We start from the raw sequence: 14526 nt of genomic DNA, 5'->3' as shown, positions 1-14526 counted from the left end.
GCGGAAAGATTATTTCTTTTCGCGGTTTTTTTATGAAATTTTACTCCATTTATTTTTTCCTTTATAATACTTTACGTAATAGTTTTTAATCACCTGATTTTCGGCCCGGCTTAAAAGAGGATCCGCCTCAAGAATTTTTTCAACCGTTTTTTTTGTACTTTTTATAATTGCCGAATCATTCACCAGATCCAGTCTTTTAAAATCTACAACACCGCTTTGCTGGGTTCCCAGGATATCACCGGGGCCGCGAAGCTGCATATCTACTTCAGAAATTTTAAACCCGTCATTAGTCTCGGTCATCGTCTTGATGCGGGTTCTGCTTTCGGTAGATAATTTATCCGAAGTCATCAGGATGCAATAACTTTGCTCCGCACCACGTCCGACACGTCCCCTTAGCTGATGAAGCTGTGACAATCCGAATCTTTCTGCACTTTCAATGACCATTACAGAAGCATTCGGAACATTTACTCCTACTTCAATCACAGTAGTAGCCACCATGATTTCCGCTTTTCCGGAAGCAAAATAATTCATTGCCGTATCTTTTTCATCCGGCTTCATTCTCCCGTGAAGCATGGTAACATTATATTCCGAAAAAGAATTCATCACCTGGTCAAGGCCTTCCATCAGGTTTTTATAATCTAAGGTCTCAGATTCTTCAATCAGAGGATAAACAAAATATACCTGTCTTCCTTTCTTAATTTCATCCCGGCAGAAATTATACACAAAAACCCTGTCTTTTTCACGTCTGTGAGCGGTGACGATCGGTTTTCTTCCCACCGGCATTTCATCAATTACAGAAACATCCAGATCAGAATAAAAGCTCATTGCTAAAGTTCTCGGAATAGGTGTGGCGGTCATTACCAGAATATGGGGCGGGATTTTATTTTTAGCCCAGAGTTTTGCCCTCTGCGCCACCCCAAATCGATGCTGCTCATCAATAATGGCCAGACCCAGATTTTTAAACTTTACTTTATCCTCGAGAACAGCATGTGTACCCACAAGAATGGATAATTCTCCGCTTTCGAGTTCTGCATGAATGATTTTTCTTTCAGAGGCTTTGGTGGAGCCTGTTAAAAGGCGGACATTGATATTGGTTTCGTGTAATAAATCTTTTATTCCGTTATAATGCTGTTGGGCAAGGATTTCGGTAGGTGCCATCATACAGCTTTGAAACCCGTTATCCATAGCGATCAGCATGGTAAGTAAAGCTACCATTGTTTTTCCAGAACCTACATCACCCTGCAAAAGCCGGTTCATCTGAATAGGTTTTTTCATATCAAGCCGGATCTCCTTTAAAACTCTTTTCTGTGCATTGGTGAGCTCAAACGGAAGATAATTTTCGTAGAATCCGGTGAAATAATCTCCTACAATAGGAAACGGATTTCCAAATGACTGGCTTTTATGATGAAGCTTTTTTAAACCGTAACCGAGCTGGAAAAAGAAAGATTCTTCAAACTTTAACCGGTTGTTGGCTTTTTCAAAATATTCTAAATTCTGTGGAAAATGAATATTCAGATACGTATGTTGCCTGGAAAAAAAATTAAAAGATTTCATGAGGTAATCGGGTAAATTTTCCTGGATGAGATTGGGGATTTCTTTACAAATATTTCTCAGAATGGTCTGGAAAAATTTCTGATTCAGTCCGCATTTCGTTAGTTTTTCCGAACTTGGATAAATCGGTTTCAGACGGTTATCGTTTTCTTTATTCTCTTCGATTTCGATCTCAGGATGAGGCATCGAAAACTGCTTGTTGAAAACATTTATTTTTCCGAAAATATAAATTTCCTTATTGATGGGAAGCTGTTCCTTCATCCATTTTGAATACTGAAACCACACCAGATCCATAGTTCCGGTTTCATCATTGAATTTTGCGGTAAGACGTTTGGTTTTTCCGGTTTGAATTTCCTGGACAAGGGTTATTTTTCCCTTCAGCTGAATCTCAAGATTGCTTTCCTGAAGCTGGGAGATTTTATAGACCTTATTTTTATCCAGATGCCGGATAGGGTAGAAGTTGAGAAGATCTTCCACCGTAGAAATTCCCAACACATTTTTAATGAGCTTGGCTTTTTCCGGACCGATTCCTTTTACGTATTCTATGGAGGTTTCTAAAGTCATTATATCTGGAATACCGGTTTCGGGATCCTGATTTTGAATAAAAAAACAAAGGTTCGAATTTCGGTAAAATAAAAAAGACTTCCAAAAAAAATTGAAAGTCTGATGAATTATTCATTCATTATTTGTAAATCCGGATCGTCACCTAATCTTAGACTTGAATTTTTTCTGATAATCCTCCCATTGTTCCCGGCTACGGATTTTCTTATACATATCTTTTGAAATCAATTCAAGATAAGGTTCAAGCTCTTTAGCCGATAACTCTCCCTGCAGAATGGTAATCGGGTCACCTTTTTCATCTAAAAAGACTGTACTCGGGACTGCTGCTACATTCATATATTGAGTAAACTCATGCAGTGAATTTTTCCCTTTTTTCTGCTCGGTATTATGGTTTGAAAATGTTCTTCCGAAAATTTCGATGTTTTTCTTTTCCTCGGCATTAAACTTTACAGGATAATAATTCTCATTTAAAATCTGAGCAATAACTTCATGTCCGTAAGTTTTTTTGTCCATTATTTTACATGGGCCACACCAGTCTGCATAAAAATCAATAAGAATTTTTTTCGGGTTTTGCTTTTGGGCTTTAAGAGCTTCATCAATACTCATCCATTTGATCTGGGCAAAGCTGAAACTTATTAAAAACAGGGCTATTATGCTTATCAATTTTTTCATGAGAATTTAATTATTAATAAAAATAAGCATAATAAGCTTACGTTTATTTTACATCTTGCATTAATTTTTTCACATACGGGGATATCAAAATTAATACCACACCGGCAATTGCCGCATATAATCCCAATTGTTTATATCCATCAGTATAAGTGATCAAAGCATCATAGTTGGTTGAGCCTGCTTTTGCCGTAGCCATATTGGCCCCGATAATTCCTGCTACATACTGTCCATAGGCAGAAGCAAGGAACCACATTCCCATCATCATTCCCTGCAGGTTTTTCGTGGAAAGCTTTGTCATAATCGATAACCCGATCGGGGAGAGACAAAGTTCCCCAAGAGTAATCACCAATAAAGCGATGGTAAAGAAATTCAAAGAGGTAATTCCTGCAGCATTGGCAAAAAGCCTTGTGGCAAACAGAACATAATAACCGATTCCCAGAAAAATAAATCCTAATCCGAATTTAATAAGCGTGTTTGGTTCGATCTTTCTTTTATTCAGCCAGATCCATAGTAATCCAATAAGCGGAGCCAGGAAAATGATGAAAAATGCACCTCCGGAATTGTTCACTCCATTAGGGTCTAATCCTAAAAGGTCTTTGTTTAAGTTTTTGGCAGCAAAAATACTTAATGAGCCTCCGCTTTGCTCATAAATTCCCCAGAACAGGATGGAAAACAGGATGAAAACCAATGCTGCCCAAAGTTTTTTACGTTCTGAAGGTGTTACCTTAGTCATTTCATAAAATAAATAAAGAAGGGTAAGAGGCCCTATTGTATACATAAAATAGTCTGTATATTCTGTTTTTGCGACCATGATCATAATAATTGGGACAAAAACAAGTGACAGAACATATACGCCGTATTCTTTCCATTTCGGGATCGGTGCAGATTTTACTTCTGCCAAAGGATGTCCCGGCTGAAGCCCGATCGTTCCAAGGCTTCTCTGAGTAAATATAAAATTAATCAAGCTTACAACCATTACAATAGCTGCCAGTCCGAAGGCAATATTCCATCGTGCTCCTTCAGGAATGAAATGTTCGAGAATCTCTCCTTTACCGATGGCAATACACAAATATCCGCCCAATAATGCTCCGAGGTTAATTCCTGCATAAAAAAGCGAGAAACCTGCATCGGCTCTTGAGTCATTCGGTTTGTAAAGCTGTCCTACCATTGATGAAATATTCGGTTTAAAGAAACCTGTTCCCACAACAGTAAAAGCAATTCCTAAAAAGAAAAACTTGTGTGGATCTGTTGCTAAAATCAAACTTCCCACAATCATTAAAAGGCCGCCCCAGAACAAAGATTTTCTGAATCCCAGTATTTTATCGGCAAAAAGACCGCCCACAAAAGTAAAAGCATATACGAACGCCTGTGTAGCACCATATTGAAGGTTAGCTTCTTTTTCATGAAAATTTAATTGTGAGATCATGAAGAAAACCAGCATTCCGCGCATTCCGTAAAAACAGAAGCGTTCCCACATTTCAGAAAAGAACAGGCTCCAGATTTGTTTCGGGTATTTTCCTTTAAAATTTTGTATTTCGTCTAAAGTTAAGCTCATAATGATTTATGATTGTTTATTAGGGTTTTTGTTATTCTGATCCAGTTCAAAACGGATTCTGTCCTGGTCAATAATTTCTTTTAATTCTTCTTCTTTCGGGAGGTACAATAAATATTTGCTTGCAAAAAGATTGTTTTTATCGTTAAGCACGGAATACTTTACAATGGTTTCATCCTTTTCGGAACACAGTAAAATTCCTATCGTCGGATTGTCTCCTTCATTTCGCTTTATATCATCGTACATCCTTACATACATATCGATTTGCCCGATGTCCTGATGAGAAAGTTCTCCTGTTTTTAAATCGATGATGACAAAACATTTTAGAATATAGTTGTAAAATACCAGGTCGATATAAAAATCTGAAGTGTCTGTAGAGATATGCTGCTGTCTTGCGACAAAAGCAAATCCTTTTCCGAATTCAAGTAAAAATTTCTGGATGTGATCAATAATAGCGGTTTCAATTTCTTTTTCAGAAATCTTTTCATCAGGTTTTAATCCTAAAAATTCAAAAATATAGGGATCTTTTAATACACTGTGGATGTTTTCAGTGGAAGATTTTTTATGCTCCAGAACTCTTTCATAGGCGAGAGAATTGATCTGCCTTTTCAGATCTCTGACATTCCAGTTATTTTGAATGGATTCATTGAGATAGTAGTTTCGTTTATTTTTGTCATCCTGACTTGAAAGAAGTCTGTAATGAGACCAGCTCAATTGTTGAGACAATGTGTCAACAATTGGGAATGCCATATAAAATTTACGCATATTGGAAAGGTTGGTATAGTCAAAACCTTTTCCGAATTCCAGAGATAATTTTTGAGAAAGATTCTTTAACGTATATTTTCCGTAAGCAGCCCGTTCTTTTCCTTTCTGCTCATCTTCTACGATCAGCTGTCCGATTTGCCAGTAGGTAAGCAATAAGGTAGAATTCGCTATCCGAAAAACCTTTTCGCGCGACTGTTTAATAATTTCCTTTACGGACTGGAACAAAGAATCTTCAGAAACTTCCATCATACGAAAATAAAAAAAACCTCCGACTTAGCAGAGGTTTTTAAGTATTTTGTTGATACACTTAGTTTACACCGTGCATCATTTTCTTTAAGATCGGTGAAATTACTGCCAGAATAACAGCAGCAATACCACAAAGTACCACAAATACCATGAAGAATTCAAATAAATTGTGGATTTCAAATCCTGCAAATGTCGGGTTTTGCAGTGGTAACTGAGCTTTTTCAAATGCAGCAACCTGATCAGCTGTTAAGGTTACTTTTTTATCTAAAACATCCTGAAGATTAACCCCTATTTTTTCTGCTTTCTCAAACTTATCACCCGTAGCCGGAATAAGCGCTCCCAATGAACCTGCAAGCGCATAACCCGCAGCATTAGAAATAAAGAAAACACCATATAATAATGAAGCAAATCTTTTTGGAGCCAATTTTCCAACCAATGATAAACCGATCGGAGATAAACAAAGCTCACCACAAGTCTGAATGAAATATAGAAGCATTAACCATTTTATAGCTAACAATCCTGAGTTTCCAAGATCTTTTACATTGTGGGCGATAATGAAATAACTTAAGGCAATTAAAGCCAAACCGATAGCTTGCTTCAGCGGAGAAACCGGTTCTTTTCCTTTTGCTCTTAATTTATCCCAGCATAGACTGAACGGAACTGCCAATAATACAACGAAGATTCCGTTGAAAATCTGCACCATTGAAGGCGGCATATTCCATCCGAAAATATTCCGGTCTGTTTGGTTGTCTGCAATAAAGGTAAGTGAAGATCCGGCCTGCTCGAAAGCTGCCCAGAAGAAAATGATAAAGAATGATACAATATAGATCACCCAGATTCTTTGTTTTTCAACCTTATTTTCTGCAGAACTCATGATCAGAAAGGCTAAAGAAATACCGGCTGCATAAATGAAAGGATAAATAATTCCTTTGATAAGCTGCCCCATTTCTACGGAGTTAAATCCAAACTCACCTACCAGTAAATATCTGAATGCAAAAAATAGAATAACAAATATAATTCCTGTAAACGCTAAGAATTTGCCTGAGAATTTTGCAGTCTGAGTTTCCCCTTCTTCAAAATCTGCACTTGTATTGTGTTTTGGTAATCCACCGATAGGTCTTCCTTCCGGTGTTACAACATATTTATTTTTAAGGAAAAAGAATGTTACCGTTCCTATGATCATAGCCATAGAAGCCGCCAGGAATCCCCATTTGAAGGCAAATATATCTCTTACTCCTGTAGTGGCATCTTTTACGTCACCTAAATACGGGCAGATAAACTGTCCTAAAAAAGCTCCGATGTTGATTCCCATGTAGAAGATGGTAAAAGCAGAGTCTAATTTTGACTTTTCCTGCTTCGGATAAAGACTACCCACCATTGAGGAAATATTAGGTTTGAAGAATCCGTTACCAAAAATGATAACAAACAGGGCCAGCCACATGATCAGCTTGGCACTTCCTATACTGCCGGAAAATGTAGATGCACTGATGAAAAGCAAAAACTGACCAATCGCCATTAATGATCCACCAATTAAAATTGCATTTCTATTTCCGATATATTTATCAGCAATGAATCCTCCTAAAAGAGGAGTCAGATAACATAAAGCTAAAAATCCACCATAGATGATCGCTGCATCAGCTTCTTTTATTAATAGGGAATTTACCATAAAGAGCGTCAAAAGTGCTCTCATCCCATAAAAGTTGAAACGCTCCCACATTTCTGTTCCGAAAAGAACCCATAATCCTTTTGGATGTCTGGAACCCTTGTTCTCTACAAATTCATCCGGTTTCGGACTTAATGCTTCAGTATTATCCATTTTTTATTGTTAATTTTTGTTAAGACTAGCAAATATAGTTTTTTTTGAGTTTTTGGCAAGGTTTTAATTTTATATTTAAATAAAAAAGCTGCAGAACGAATCTACAGCCTTATATTCATTATAAAAAATAAAGGTTTAATGGCCTTTTTCTTTCATGATTTTATTTAATCTTTTTAACATTGAAAGTCCTAATAATGTAGCAAATATCAATAAAGCGAAGTTGACAAGGAAATAATTAACTTTATTGTCATAGCTGTACCAGGTACTTGCCAGGATTCCTGAAAGCTTATTCCCTACGGAGTTCGCAAGGAAAAACCCACCCATCATCAGTGCCGTAATTCTTGCCGGTGAAAGCTTGGAAACGAAAGATAGTCCCATCGGGGAAAGACAGAGCTCACCCACAGTAATTACCCCATAACCTGCGACCAGCCACCACGGAGAAACCTTTACGGCTCCGTTATCTCCTGCCATCACAGCCAATACCATTACTAAACACGATAACCCGGAAATGAATAATCCCAAAACAATTTTTGTCGGGGTCAGCGGTTCTTTTCCTTTTCGTCTTAACAATGCCCAGAAGCCTACAATAACCGGTGTTAAAGCAATTACCCAAAACGGATTGATCGATTGGAATAATTCGGTATTGTATAAATAGACTTTATTTTCAGGGTTTTTTTCTAATTCTGCACGTTGCTCAGGTGAAATATTTTTAAAATAAACATCTTTTCCCTGCTCCTTAATTGTGTTTCCGTCTTTATCTTTCTGTGACTGAAACTGTTCGTCATAAACAGGAACTTCTTTGTTCTCATAGCTTTTTCCGTCAACCATATAAATACCTTCCAATGGTTTTTCTACGGACGCAGGAACACTTCTGTCCGTATAATAATTGGCCCATCTCGTTAATGCTGTTCCGTTTTGTTTGAAAACCGCCCAGAAAAACATACTGATTAAAAATACTGAAAGCAAAGCTCCGATTGATGATTTTTCTTCCGGTTTTGCTTTAAAATAAAGAGATGCATAAAAATAAATAACAGGAATACAGGCAAAAATAAAGGCATCGGTGCTGTCACTTCCGAAAATATTTCCCGGGATAAACCAGCCGATAGCTCCAGCAATAATAGCAGGCAGGAAAACTTTGATTAAAATTTCAGAAAGCTTTGTATCACCTTCCTGTACAGGCTTCATCTGTGCTGCATGAATGTAGTGTTTTCTTCCGATGGTAAAAATCACCATTCCGATCAGCATCCCAACGCCGGCTGTGATGAAGGCTTCACCCCAACCGAATTTATTACGCATGAAAGCGGCGATAATATTACAGATAAATGCACCGATATTGATTCCCATATAGAAAATGTTGTAGCCGGAATCTTTATTGGCTTTATATGGTTCTTCAGAATAAAGGTTTCCTAATAAAGTAGAAATAGTAGGCTTAAAAAAGCCGTTTCCTATAATAATTAATGCTAAAGATCCGTAAAACAGGGGTAATTCTTTAAAAACTCCCATGCCGATATATCCTGCGGCCATCAAAATACCACCTAAATAAATCGATTTGATATATCCTAAAATTCTGTCAGCCAAAAATCCACCGATAAAAGGAGTAAGATAAGTTAAAGCGATATAGGTTCCGAAAATGTCATCTGCAGTTTTGTCGGGAAGTCCAAGTCCGCCTTTTAAACCGGTTGGTTCAATCACATACAAAACAAAAATTCCGAGAATCAGATAATACCCGAAACGCTCCCACATTTCCGTAAAGAAGAGGAAAGGCAATCCCTTAGGATGTTTAGTCTTCATATTTTCAAGTTTCAAATTTCACAAATATAAAATTTAAAAAAACAATAATCGAATTTTATTAACTTTGACTCATATAAAGATGAAGAAAATGGAAATTACATTAAAAGATTTAGAAAATAATATCAGAACGCTTCCCGAAAATTTTTATGAAGAAGTGAATGATTTTATCGATTTTTTGAAACAGAAACATTTTAAAAGAAAACATGATGAAGTTCCAGAATGGCAGAAGGAAGAGGTAAGACGCAGGGTGAATTATGCTGAAAATAATCCGCAAAGCTTTGTTTCTGAATCTGAAATGGATCATTATTTAAATGATTTGGAAAGTGGAGATTAAATTAATCTACAGCCCTTTTGTAAAACAAGACTTAAAAGAAATCTACGATTGGTACAAGAAAATTGATAAAGAGTTATGGAATAATTTCATTAAAGAATTTCGTTCGAAATCAATTACATTAAAGAAAATCCTTTGTCTTTTGAATTAAAATATGATCATAACAGAATCATTTTCTTCAGAAAATTTCCCTACGGAATTCATTACTCTTACAGTGAAAAGGAAAATTTAATTGAAATATACGCTGTTTTCCATACTTCCAGAGATCCTGAAAACTGGAAAAAAAGAAAATAAAAATCCGACTGTAATGAGCCGGATTTTTTTATTATTGAGTGATGATTTTAAAGATTCTCCAAAATAAAATCTGTCATTTTCTGATACAGTTGCGGTCTTGTCTGTCCACCATAAATGCCGTGGTTTTTATCCGGATAAGCCATGAAATCAAATTGCTTTTTGTTTTGAATCAAAGCTTCCGAGAATTCCATGGAATTTTGGAAATGTACGTTGTCATCAGCAGTCCCGTGAATTAAAAGTAGCTTTCCTTTTAATAAATTGGCGTATTCAGTAGGGGAGTTTTTGTCGTATCCGTCGGCATTTTCCTGAGGAGTTCTCATAAATCTTTCCGTATAAACTGAGTCGTAATATCTCCAGTTGGTTACCGGGGCTACTGCGATTCCGGCTTTGAAAACATCAGCGCCTTTTGTCATAGCTAAACTCGTCATATAGCCGCCGAAGCTCCATCCAAACATACCGATTCTGCTTTTGTCAATATAAGACTGGTTTCCAAACCACTTTGCTGCTGTTATCTGATCTTCGACTTCATATTTCCCTAAATTCATATAAGTCACTTTTTTGAATTTGGCGCCTTTATAGCCGGTTCCACGCCCGTCAACACAAGCTACGATATAGCCTTTCTGAACCAGGTGATTGAACCATAAAGCATTTCCCTGATCCCATGAATTGGCAACCTGCTGAGAGCCCGGACCTGAATACTGATACATAAATAACGGGTATTTCTTGTTAGGATCAAAGTTCTTAGGTTTCATGATCCATGCATTCATCTGGTCTCCTGCAGAGTTTGGAATCGTTATGAATTCTTTATCAACGAAATTATCAGCCTTCAGTTTTTGAAGTTGCTCGTTGTTGTTCTGAAGCTCCTTTACTGTTTTTCCGTTACCGTCTTTTAACACAAAAGTGTAAGGTTTTGCGGCAGTAGAAGAAGTTTCAATGAAATAATTATAGTTTTTGCTGAAATTGGCAGAGTTGTTTCCTTCTGCGTTAGAGATCAGCTGGGATTTTCCGTTTTCGATATTGATCTTGGAAACCACTTTATTGATACTTCCTTTTTCAGTAGTCTGAACATAGATTTCTTTGGATTTCGGATTGTAGCCGTAATAATCTGTTACTTCCCAATTTCCTTTTGTCACCTGCTTTTTGAGTTTGCCGTCTTTGTCATACCAGTATAAATGACGGTTTCCATCTCTTTCAGAACCCCAAAGGAAAGAATCATCTTCCAGGAATTCTAAAGTCGGGCTGTCCGTATCGATCCATTTTTCATCAGTTTCTGTAAATAATTTCTGAACAGCACCTGTTTTTGTATTTACCTTTAAAACATCGGAAGCATTCTGAATTCTCTCGGAAGTAATTAAAACAATTTCATCCGGTTTTGCCGTCTGAACAACGTTTGGAATATAGTAATGTTTGTAATTGTCTAAATTGATTGTTGTTTTTTTACCGCCATCCAAAAGATATATATGAGCCGAAACTACAGAGTTTTTTTCTCCTGCTTTCGGGTATTTGTAACGCATTTCTTTAGGATAAAGCGATTTCCCGTAAATCGGAATATAAATTTCCGGAACTTCAGTTTCATCTAATTTAATGAAAACAATAGCATCGGAATTTTTAGTCCATTCATATAATCTTGCGTGCCCGAATTCTTCTTCATACACCCAGTCTGCCAATCCGTTCAGAATTTTATTTTTAACTCCGTGTTGGGTTATCTGGGTAATTTTCCCTGAATTTAAATCCTGATAGAATAAATTGTTTTCAGAAACAAAAGCTACTTTCGTTGCATCAGGGGAGAATCTCGGTTCCTGAACGGCTTTTCCGTCATTCAGGCTGATTATTTTTCCGGATTTTAGATCCTTTACATCAAATTTTCCTAAAAATGAATGTCTGTAAATCTGCTCACTTTCTTTCAGTAAAAGAATTTTAGATTCGTCATCAGAAAACTCATAGCTTTCATATTGGCCGTCTACGATATTTCCTTCTTTCTGAGAAGTTTTGTATGAATATTTGGCAATTCCGGTTGGCTCAATAACAAGATAATTTTCGCCGTTTTTCATGGAAGTAATTCCGGCAATGCCTTTTCCACGGTAATATCCTGAATATATTTTATCTAAGGTAATTTCCTGTGCTGACAGGTTTTGAAATGCAGCAGCAACAGTAAGCGTTAATAAGAATTTTTTCATTTCTAATTTTAATGGATTTCAAAGATAACAATTTTATCAAAATACATGAAAAAAAGCTTTCTTATACCTGTTTTGGCAGAAAAATTGAATAGATATAATTACAAATCAAATTAAATAATAATTATGGAAACAAATGCATACAACCAGAAACTGAACCGTTATGTTTTGAATGACCGGATCGTTTATACAGGTTTTTCAAGTTTTAAAGATGCTGAAGAATGTGCCCATAAAAAAGGGGGAACATTGGTGGAAATAGGTTTTAAAGATGGGAATGATAATCCTCAGATAACAGATGATGCAGGACTTGTAGAAAAAAAACTTCATTATTATGTTGATGCAGGTGATGAGTACAAATTTATCCATTCATCAGACCCTGGATTCAGGAAATATGCTGATGAGTTACAGAAAATAAAAGCCCGTAATGATAAAACAAGTCCGGACGAAAGATATTTTGCCAATTTTGAAATTGAAAATATAGAAGACCCGATTATTGTGATTAAAAATGGTCATCTGGAATCGGTGACATCCAGAGAGCGTTCAAAATATTTGAAACACGCTAAAGTGTATGAATTAGGAGTATCCTTACCAAAATCTTAAAAAAATAATATCATGAGCAAGACAAAATATTCAGACAAAGCTCAGGACAAAGTAGGAAAAGTAATGCACGAATTCAAGGAAGGAAAATTAAAATCTTCTTCCGGAAAGAAAGTGACAAGCAAAAAGCAAGCTGTGGCGATCGGTATTTCTGAAGCCAGAGAAAAAGGATTGAAAGTACCGAAGAAGAAAAAGGAATAACTTTCAAAAAAAATCCTGAAACATATGTTTCAGGATTTTTTTTGAAATGGTAAAAAAGCAAAAAAGTAAAATCTCTGAAAAGCTAAATCACTTATTTACTTTCTTACCCTTTTGCCTATTCGCCATTTAACTTTTAGCCATTTAACCTTTTAGCTCTTTCCTTCACCATACAAAACTCTGTAATATTCATCAGCCATTCTATCACTGTTGAATTGGTCTTTCACATCATTCATTGCATTATGCTGGATTTTTCTCCATTTGTCCGGATTATCATAATATGTGGGCAGAATTTCATTTTCCAGGATTTCATATAATTTATTTAAATCGTAATTATCCTGCTCATAAATGCTCATGTTTAAATAATCTGCTTTTGGAACGACAAACGAATTTTCCCCGTGTTTTGCAAATTCCGGGATCCAACCGTCATCTGTAGAAAGATTTACGGAACCGTTCATTGCTGCTGTCATTCCGGAAGTTCCCGAAGCTTCTCTCGGAACTCTTGGATTATTCAACCACAGATCCGAACCTTGCTTTAAAGATTTACTTAAAGAAAGTTCGTAGCCGGTTAAAACAGCCATATTCTTATGATTTTTACTTTCTTCAACCAATGTATTGAATGTAGAAATGGCGGAATAATCCATCGGATAAGGTTTTCCCGACCAGATGATCTGTACCGGATATTTAGGATTGTTTAATAATTTATAAAACCGGTCTTTATCATGTAAAAGCAAATCTGCACGCTTGTAGCCTGCAAATCTTCTGGCCCAGACAATTGTGAAAACATTCGGGTTGAATAAATTACCTGTCTGATCGGCAACGATGGTGAAGAGTCTCTTTTTCAGATGTTTTTTACGGTAATCGAAAACGGTTTCGTCATTTTCATCTTTGGAATTGTAAAGAGGCTTATCAGACCAGTATTTAAATTCCTGAGCGTTTGTAATAGAAGTGATTTCACAGATTCCCGGATATTTACTCCACATTGCTCTTGAAACAACGCCGTGAAGCCGGGATACACCATTGGCAATTCTTGCCATTTTCAAAGCGCAAAGTGAATGATTAAAACGGTCATCATCAACTCCTTCAATACTTTTTACTTCCTCCATCGTGAAACCTGAAAAATAGGACATATCATAGCATAATCTCATGTTATGCTTTTCATTTCCGGCTTCTTCAGGGGTATGGGTGGTGAAAACCAGTTTTTCTTTTACTTTATTGAGATCTCCGTTGTATTTTTTTAATAGATGAAAAGCGGCCGGAAGTCCGTGGGCTTCGTTGAGATGATAAGTATCTCTTTCAAGATTCATTTCATCCAATAATTTTGCACCTCCTTTTCCCAGTAAAATATACTGTGCCAGCTTTGTAGATTCGTTGGCGTCATATAATTTATGGCAGATTGTTTTAGAAATATGGTCGTTTTCCGGAACATCTGTTGAGAGGAAGAACATAGGAGCCGTATTGAAAATTTCAGGATCCAGGTACCAAACCTTCACCCAAACCGGAGCACTGTGAATTTCAATCTGAAATTTTATTCCGGTATCTTCAAGGAAGCTGTACATTTTTCTTGTCCAGACAGGTTGTAAAGTCTGGTCGTGGTTTCTTGCCTGATCATAATATCCGAATTTCCAAAGAATCCCGATCCCGATAAGATCCTGCTTTAAGTTGTAGGCACTTCTCATGTGAGATCCCGCCAGAAATCCCAGTCCGCCGGAATAGATCTTTAAAACCTGCTCAAGGGCAAATTCCATTGAAAAATAAGCAACTCTTTTTGAGTATTGTGGATTGATGCTATAAGGTATTTTAAAATTTTTAAAATCCATGAATCACAGTTTTATATTTGAAGGGGCAAAGGTATTGATTATGAAAATAAACTCTACATTAATTATATGATAAATTATTTTTAAAAGTATCTGTTGAATAGTTTTTTTGCTTACCTTTAAGTGTAAAATTTTGATAATCAAAAACTTCTTGAGTGAAG

General features: G+C 36.4%; 12 protein-coding genes. 4 read left to right on the top strand and 8 right to left on the bottom strand.

All coding sequences use genetic code 11. The annotated features are described in order from the left end of the window. Positions 1-30: 30 nt before the first annotated feature. The 6 genes from recG to AB8P06_RS19340 all read right to left on the bottom strand — a co-directional run bounded on the left by recG (position 31) and on the right by AB8P06_RS19340 (position 8954). Complete coding sequence (gene recG, locus AB8P06_RS19365) at positions 31-2115, bottom strand: ATP-dependent DNA helicase RecG (RefSeq protein ID WP_369844086.1); 2085 nt, start codon at positions 2113-2115, stop codon at positions 31-33. Positions 2116-2253: 138 nt separating this feature from the next. Continuing rightward, positions 2254-2784: a thioredoxin family protein gene (locus tag AB8P06_RS19360; protein ID WP_369844084.1), complete on the bottom strand. Its 531-nt coding sequence runs from the start codon at positions 2782-2784 to the stop codon at positions 2254-2256. A gap of 43 nt (positions 2785-2827) precedes the next feature. After that, positions 2828-4339 (bottom strand): peptide MFS transporter, encoded by a 1512-nt coding sequence (locus AB8P06_RS19355; RefSeq protein WP_369844082.1) that lies wholly within the window; start codon positions 4337-4339, stop codon positions 2828-2830. A gap of 6 nt (positions 4340-4345) precedes the next feature. Then, positions 4346-5350, bottom strand: a complete 1005-nt coding sequence (locus tag AB8P06_RS19350; protein ID WP_369844081.1) for a PDDEXK nuclease domain-containing protein — start codon at positions 5348-5350, stop codon at positions 4346-4348. 58 nt (positions 5351-5408) lie between these two features. Continuing rightward, entirely contained in the window at positions 5409-7163 is a 1755-nt protein-coding gene (locus tag AB8P06_RS19345; RefSeq protein WP_369844080.1) for a peptide MFS transporter, read from the bottom strand. Positions 7164-7298: 135 nt separating this feature from the next. Then, positions 7299-8954 (bottom strand): peptide MFS transporter, encoded by a 1656-nt coding sequence (locus tag AB8P06_RS19340; RefSeq protein ID WP_369844079.1) that lies wholly within the window; start codon positions 8952-8954, stop codon positions 7299-7301. Between the two features lie 88 nt (positions 8955-9042). On the opposite strand from AB8P06_RS19340, the gene AB8P06_RS19335 reads away from it, so the two are divergent. Continuing rightward, the gene (locus tag AB8P06_RS19335; RefSeq protein ID WP_369844077.1) at positions 9043-9288 is read left to right on the top strand and encodes a DUF2281 domain-containing protein; all 246 of its coding nucleotides are present in this window, start codon (positions 9043-9045) and stop codon (positions 9286-9288) included. 132 nt (positions 9289-9420) lie between these two features. Beyond that, positions 9421-9579, top strand: coding sequence for a hypothetical protein (locus AB8P06_RS19330; RefSeq protein ID WP_369844075.1), 159 nt, complete (start codon positions 9421-9423; stop codon positions 9577-9579). A 47-nt stretch (positions 9580-9626) separates the two neighbouring features. Here the strand turns inward: AB8P06_RS19330 and AB8P06_RS19325 are convergent, their stop codons facing one another. Next, positions 9627-11756, bottom strand: coding sequence for a S9 family peptidase (locus AB8P06_RS19325; protein WP_369844073.1), 2130 nt, complete (start codon positions 11754-11756; stop codon positions 9627-9629). A gap of 123 nt (positions 11757-11879) precedes the next feature. Here AB8P06_RS19325 and AB8P06_RS19320 point away from each other — a divergent pair, with 123 nt between their 5' ends. Both AB8P06_RS19320 and AB8P06_RS19315 read left to right on the top strand, forming a co-directional pair. Then, positions 11880-12353: a hypothetical protein gene (locus tag AB8P06_RS19320; protein ID WP_369844072.1), complete on the top strand. Its 474-nt coding sequence runs from the start codon at positions 11880-11882 to the stop codon at positions 12351-12353. A 12-nt stretch (positions 12354-12365) separates the two neighbouring features. Continuing rightward, positions 12366-12551 carry a DUF6496 domain-containing protein gene (locus AB8P06_RS19315; protein WP_369844070.1) on the top strand — a complete coding sequence of 62 codons (186 nt, stop codon included), beginning with the start codon at positions 12366-12368 and terminating at the stop codon, positions 12549-12551. Between the two features lie 149 nt (positions 12552-12700). Here the strand turns inward: AB8P06_RS19315 and glgP are convergent, their stop codons facing one another. Beyond that, positions 12701-14368, bottom strand: a complete 1668-nt coding sequence (gene glgP / locus AB8P06_RS19310; protein ID WP_369844068.1) for an alpha-glucan family phosphorylase — start codon at positions 14366-14368, stop codon at positions 12701-12703. Positions 14369-14526 lie beyond the last annotated feature (158 nt).

The sequence above is a fragment of the Chryseobacterium tongliaonense genome (assembly GCF_041224435.1).
GTDB lineage: Bacteria > Bacteroidota > Bacteroidia > Flavobacteriales > Weeksellaceae > Chryseobacterium > Chryseobacterium tongliaoense.
Note: the sequence above shows the minus strand (reverse complement) of the source record. Positions and strands in the feature narration are given on the sequence as shown.

What these genes read in the sequence shown, in the direction of transcription:
- recG (WP_369844086.1), bottom strand. Translation starts at nt 2,115, where the DNA reads ATGACTTTAGAAACCTCCATAGAATACGTAAAAGGAATCGGTCCGGAA.
- AB8P06_RS19360 (WP_369844084.1), bottom strand. Translation starts at nt 2,784, where the DNA reads ATGAAAAAATTGATAAGCATAATAGCCCTGTTTTTAATAAGTTTCAGC.
- AB8P06_RS19355 (WP_369844082.1), bottom strand. Translation starts at nt 4,339, where the DNA reads ATGAGCTTAACTTTAGACGAAATACAAAATTTTAAAGGAAAATACCCG.
- AB8P06_RS19350 (WP_369844081.1), bottom strand. Translation starts at nt 5,350, where the DNA reads ATGATGGAAGTTTCTGAAGATTCTTTGTTCCAGTCCGTAAAGGAAATT.
- AB8P06_RS19345 (WP_369844080.1), bottom strand. Translation starts at nt 7,163, where the DNA reads ATGGATAATACTGAAGCATTAAGTCCGAAACCGGATGAATTTGTAGAG.
- AB8P06_RS19340 (WP_369844079.1), bottom strand. Translation starts at nt 8,954, where the DNA reads ATGAAGACTAAACATCCTAAGGGATTGCCTTTCCTCTTCTTTACGGAA.
- AB8P06_RS19335 (WP_369844077.1), top strand. Translation starts at nt 9,043, where the DNA reads ATGGAAATTACATTAAAAGATTTAGAAAATAATATCAGAACGCTTCCC.
- AB8P06_RS19325 (WP_369844073.1), bottom strand. Translation starts at nt 11,756, where the DNA reads ATGAAAAAATTCTTATTAACGCTTACTGTTGCTGCTGCATTTCAAAAC.
- AB8P06_RS19320 (WP_369844072.1), top strand. Translation starts at nt 11,880, where the DNA reads ATGGAAACAAATGCATACAACCAGAAACTGAACCGTTATGTTTTGAAT.
- AB8P06_RS19315 (WP_369844070.1), top strand. Translation starts at nt 12,366, where the DNA reads ATGAGCAAGACAAAATATTCAGACAAAGCTCAGGACAAAGTAGGAAAA.
- glgP (WP_369844068.1), bottom strand. Translation starts at nt 14,368, where the DNA reads ATGGATTTTAAAAATTTTAAAATACCTTATAGCATCAATCCACAATAC.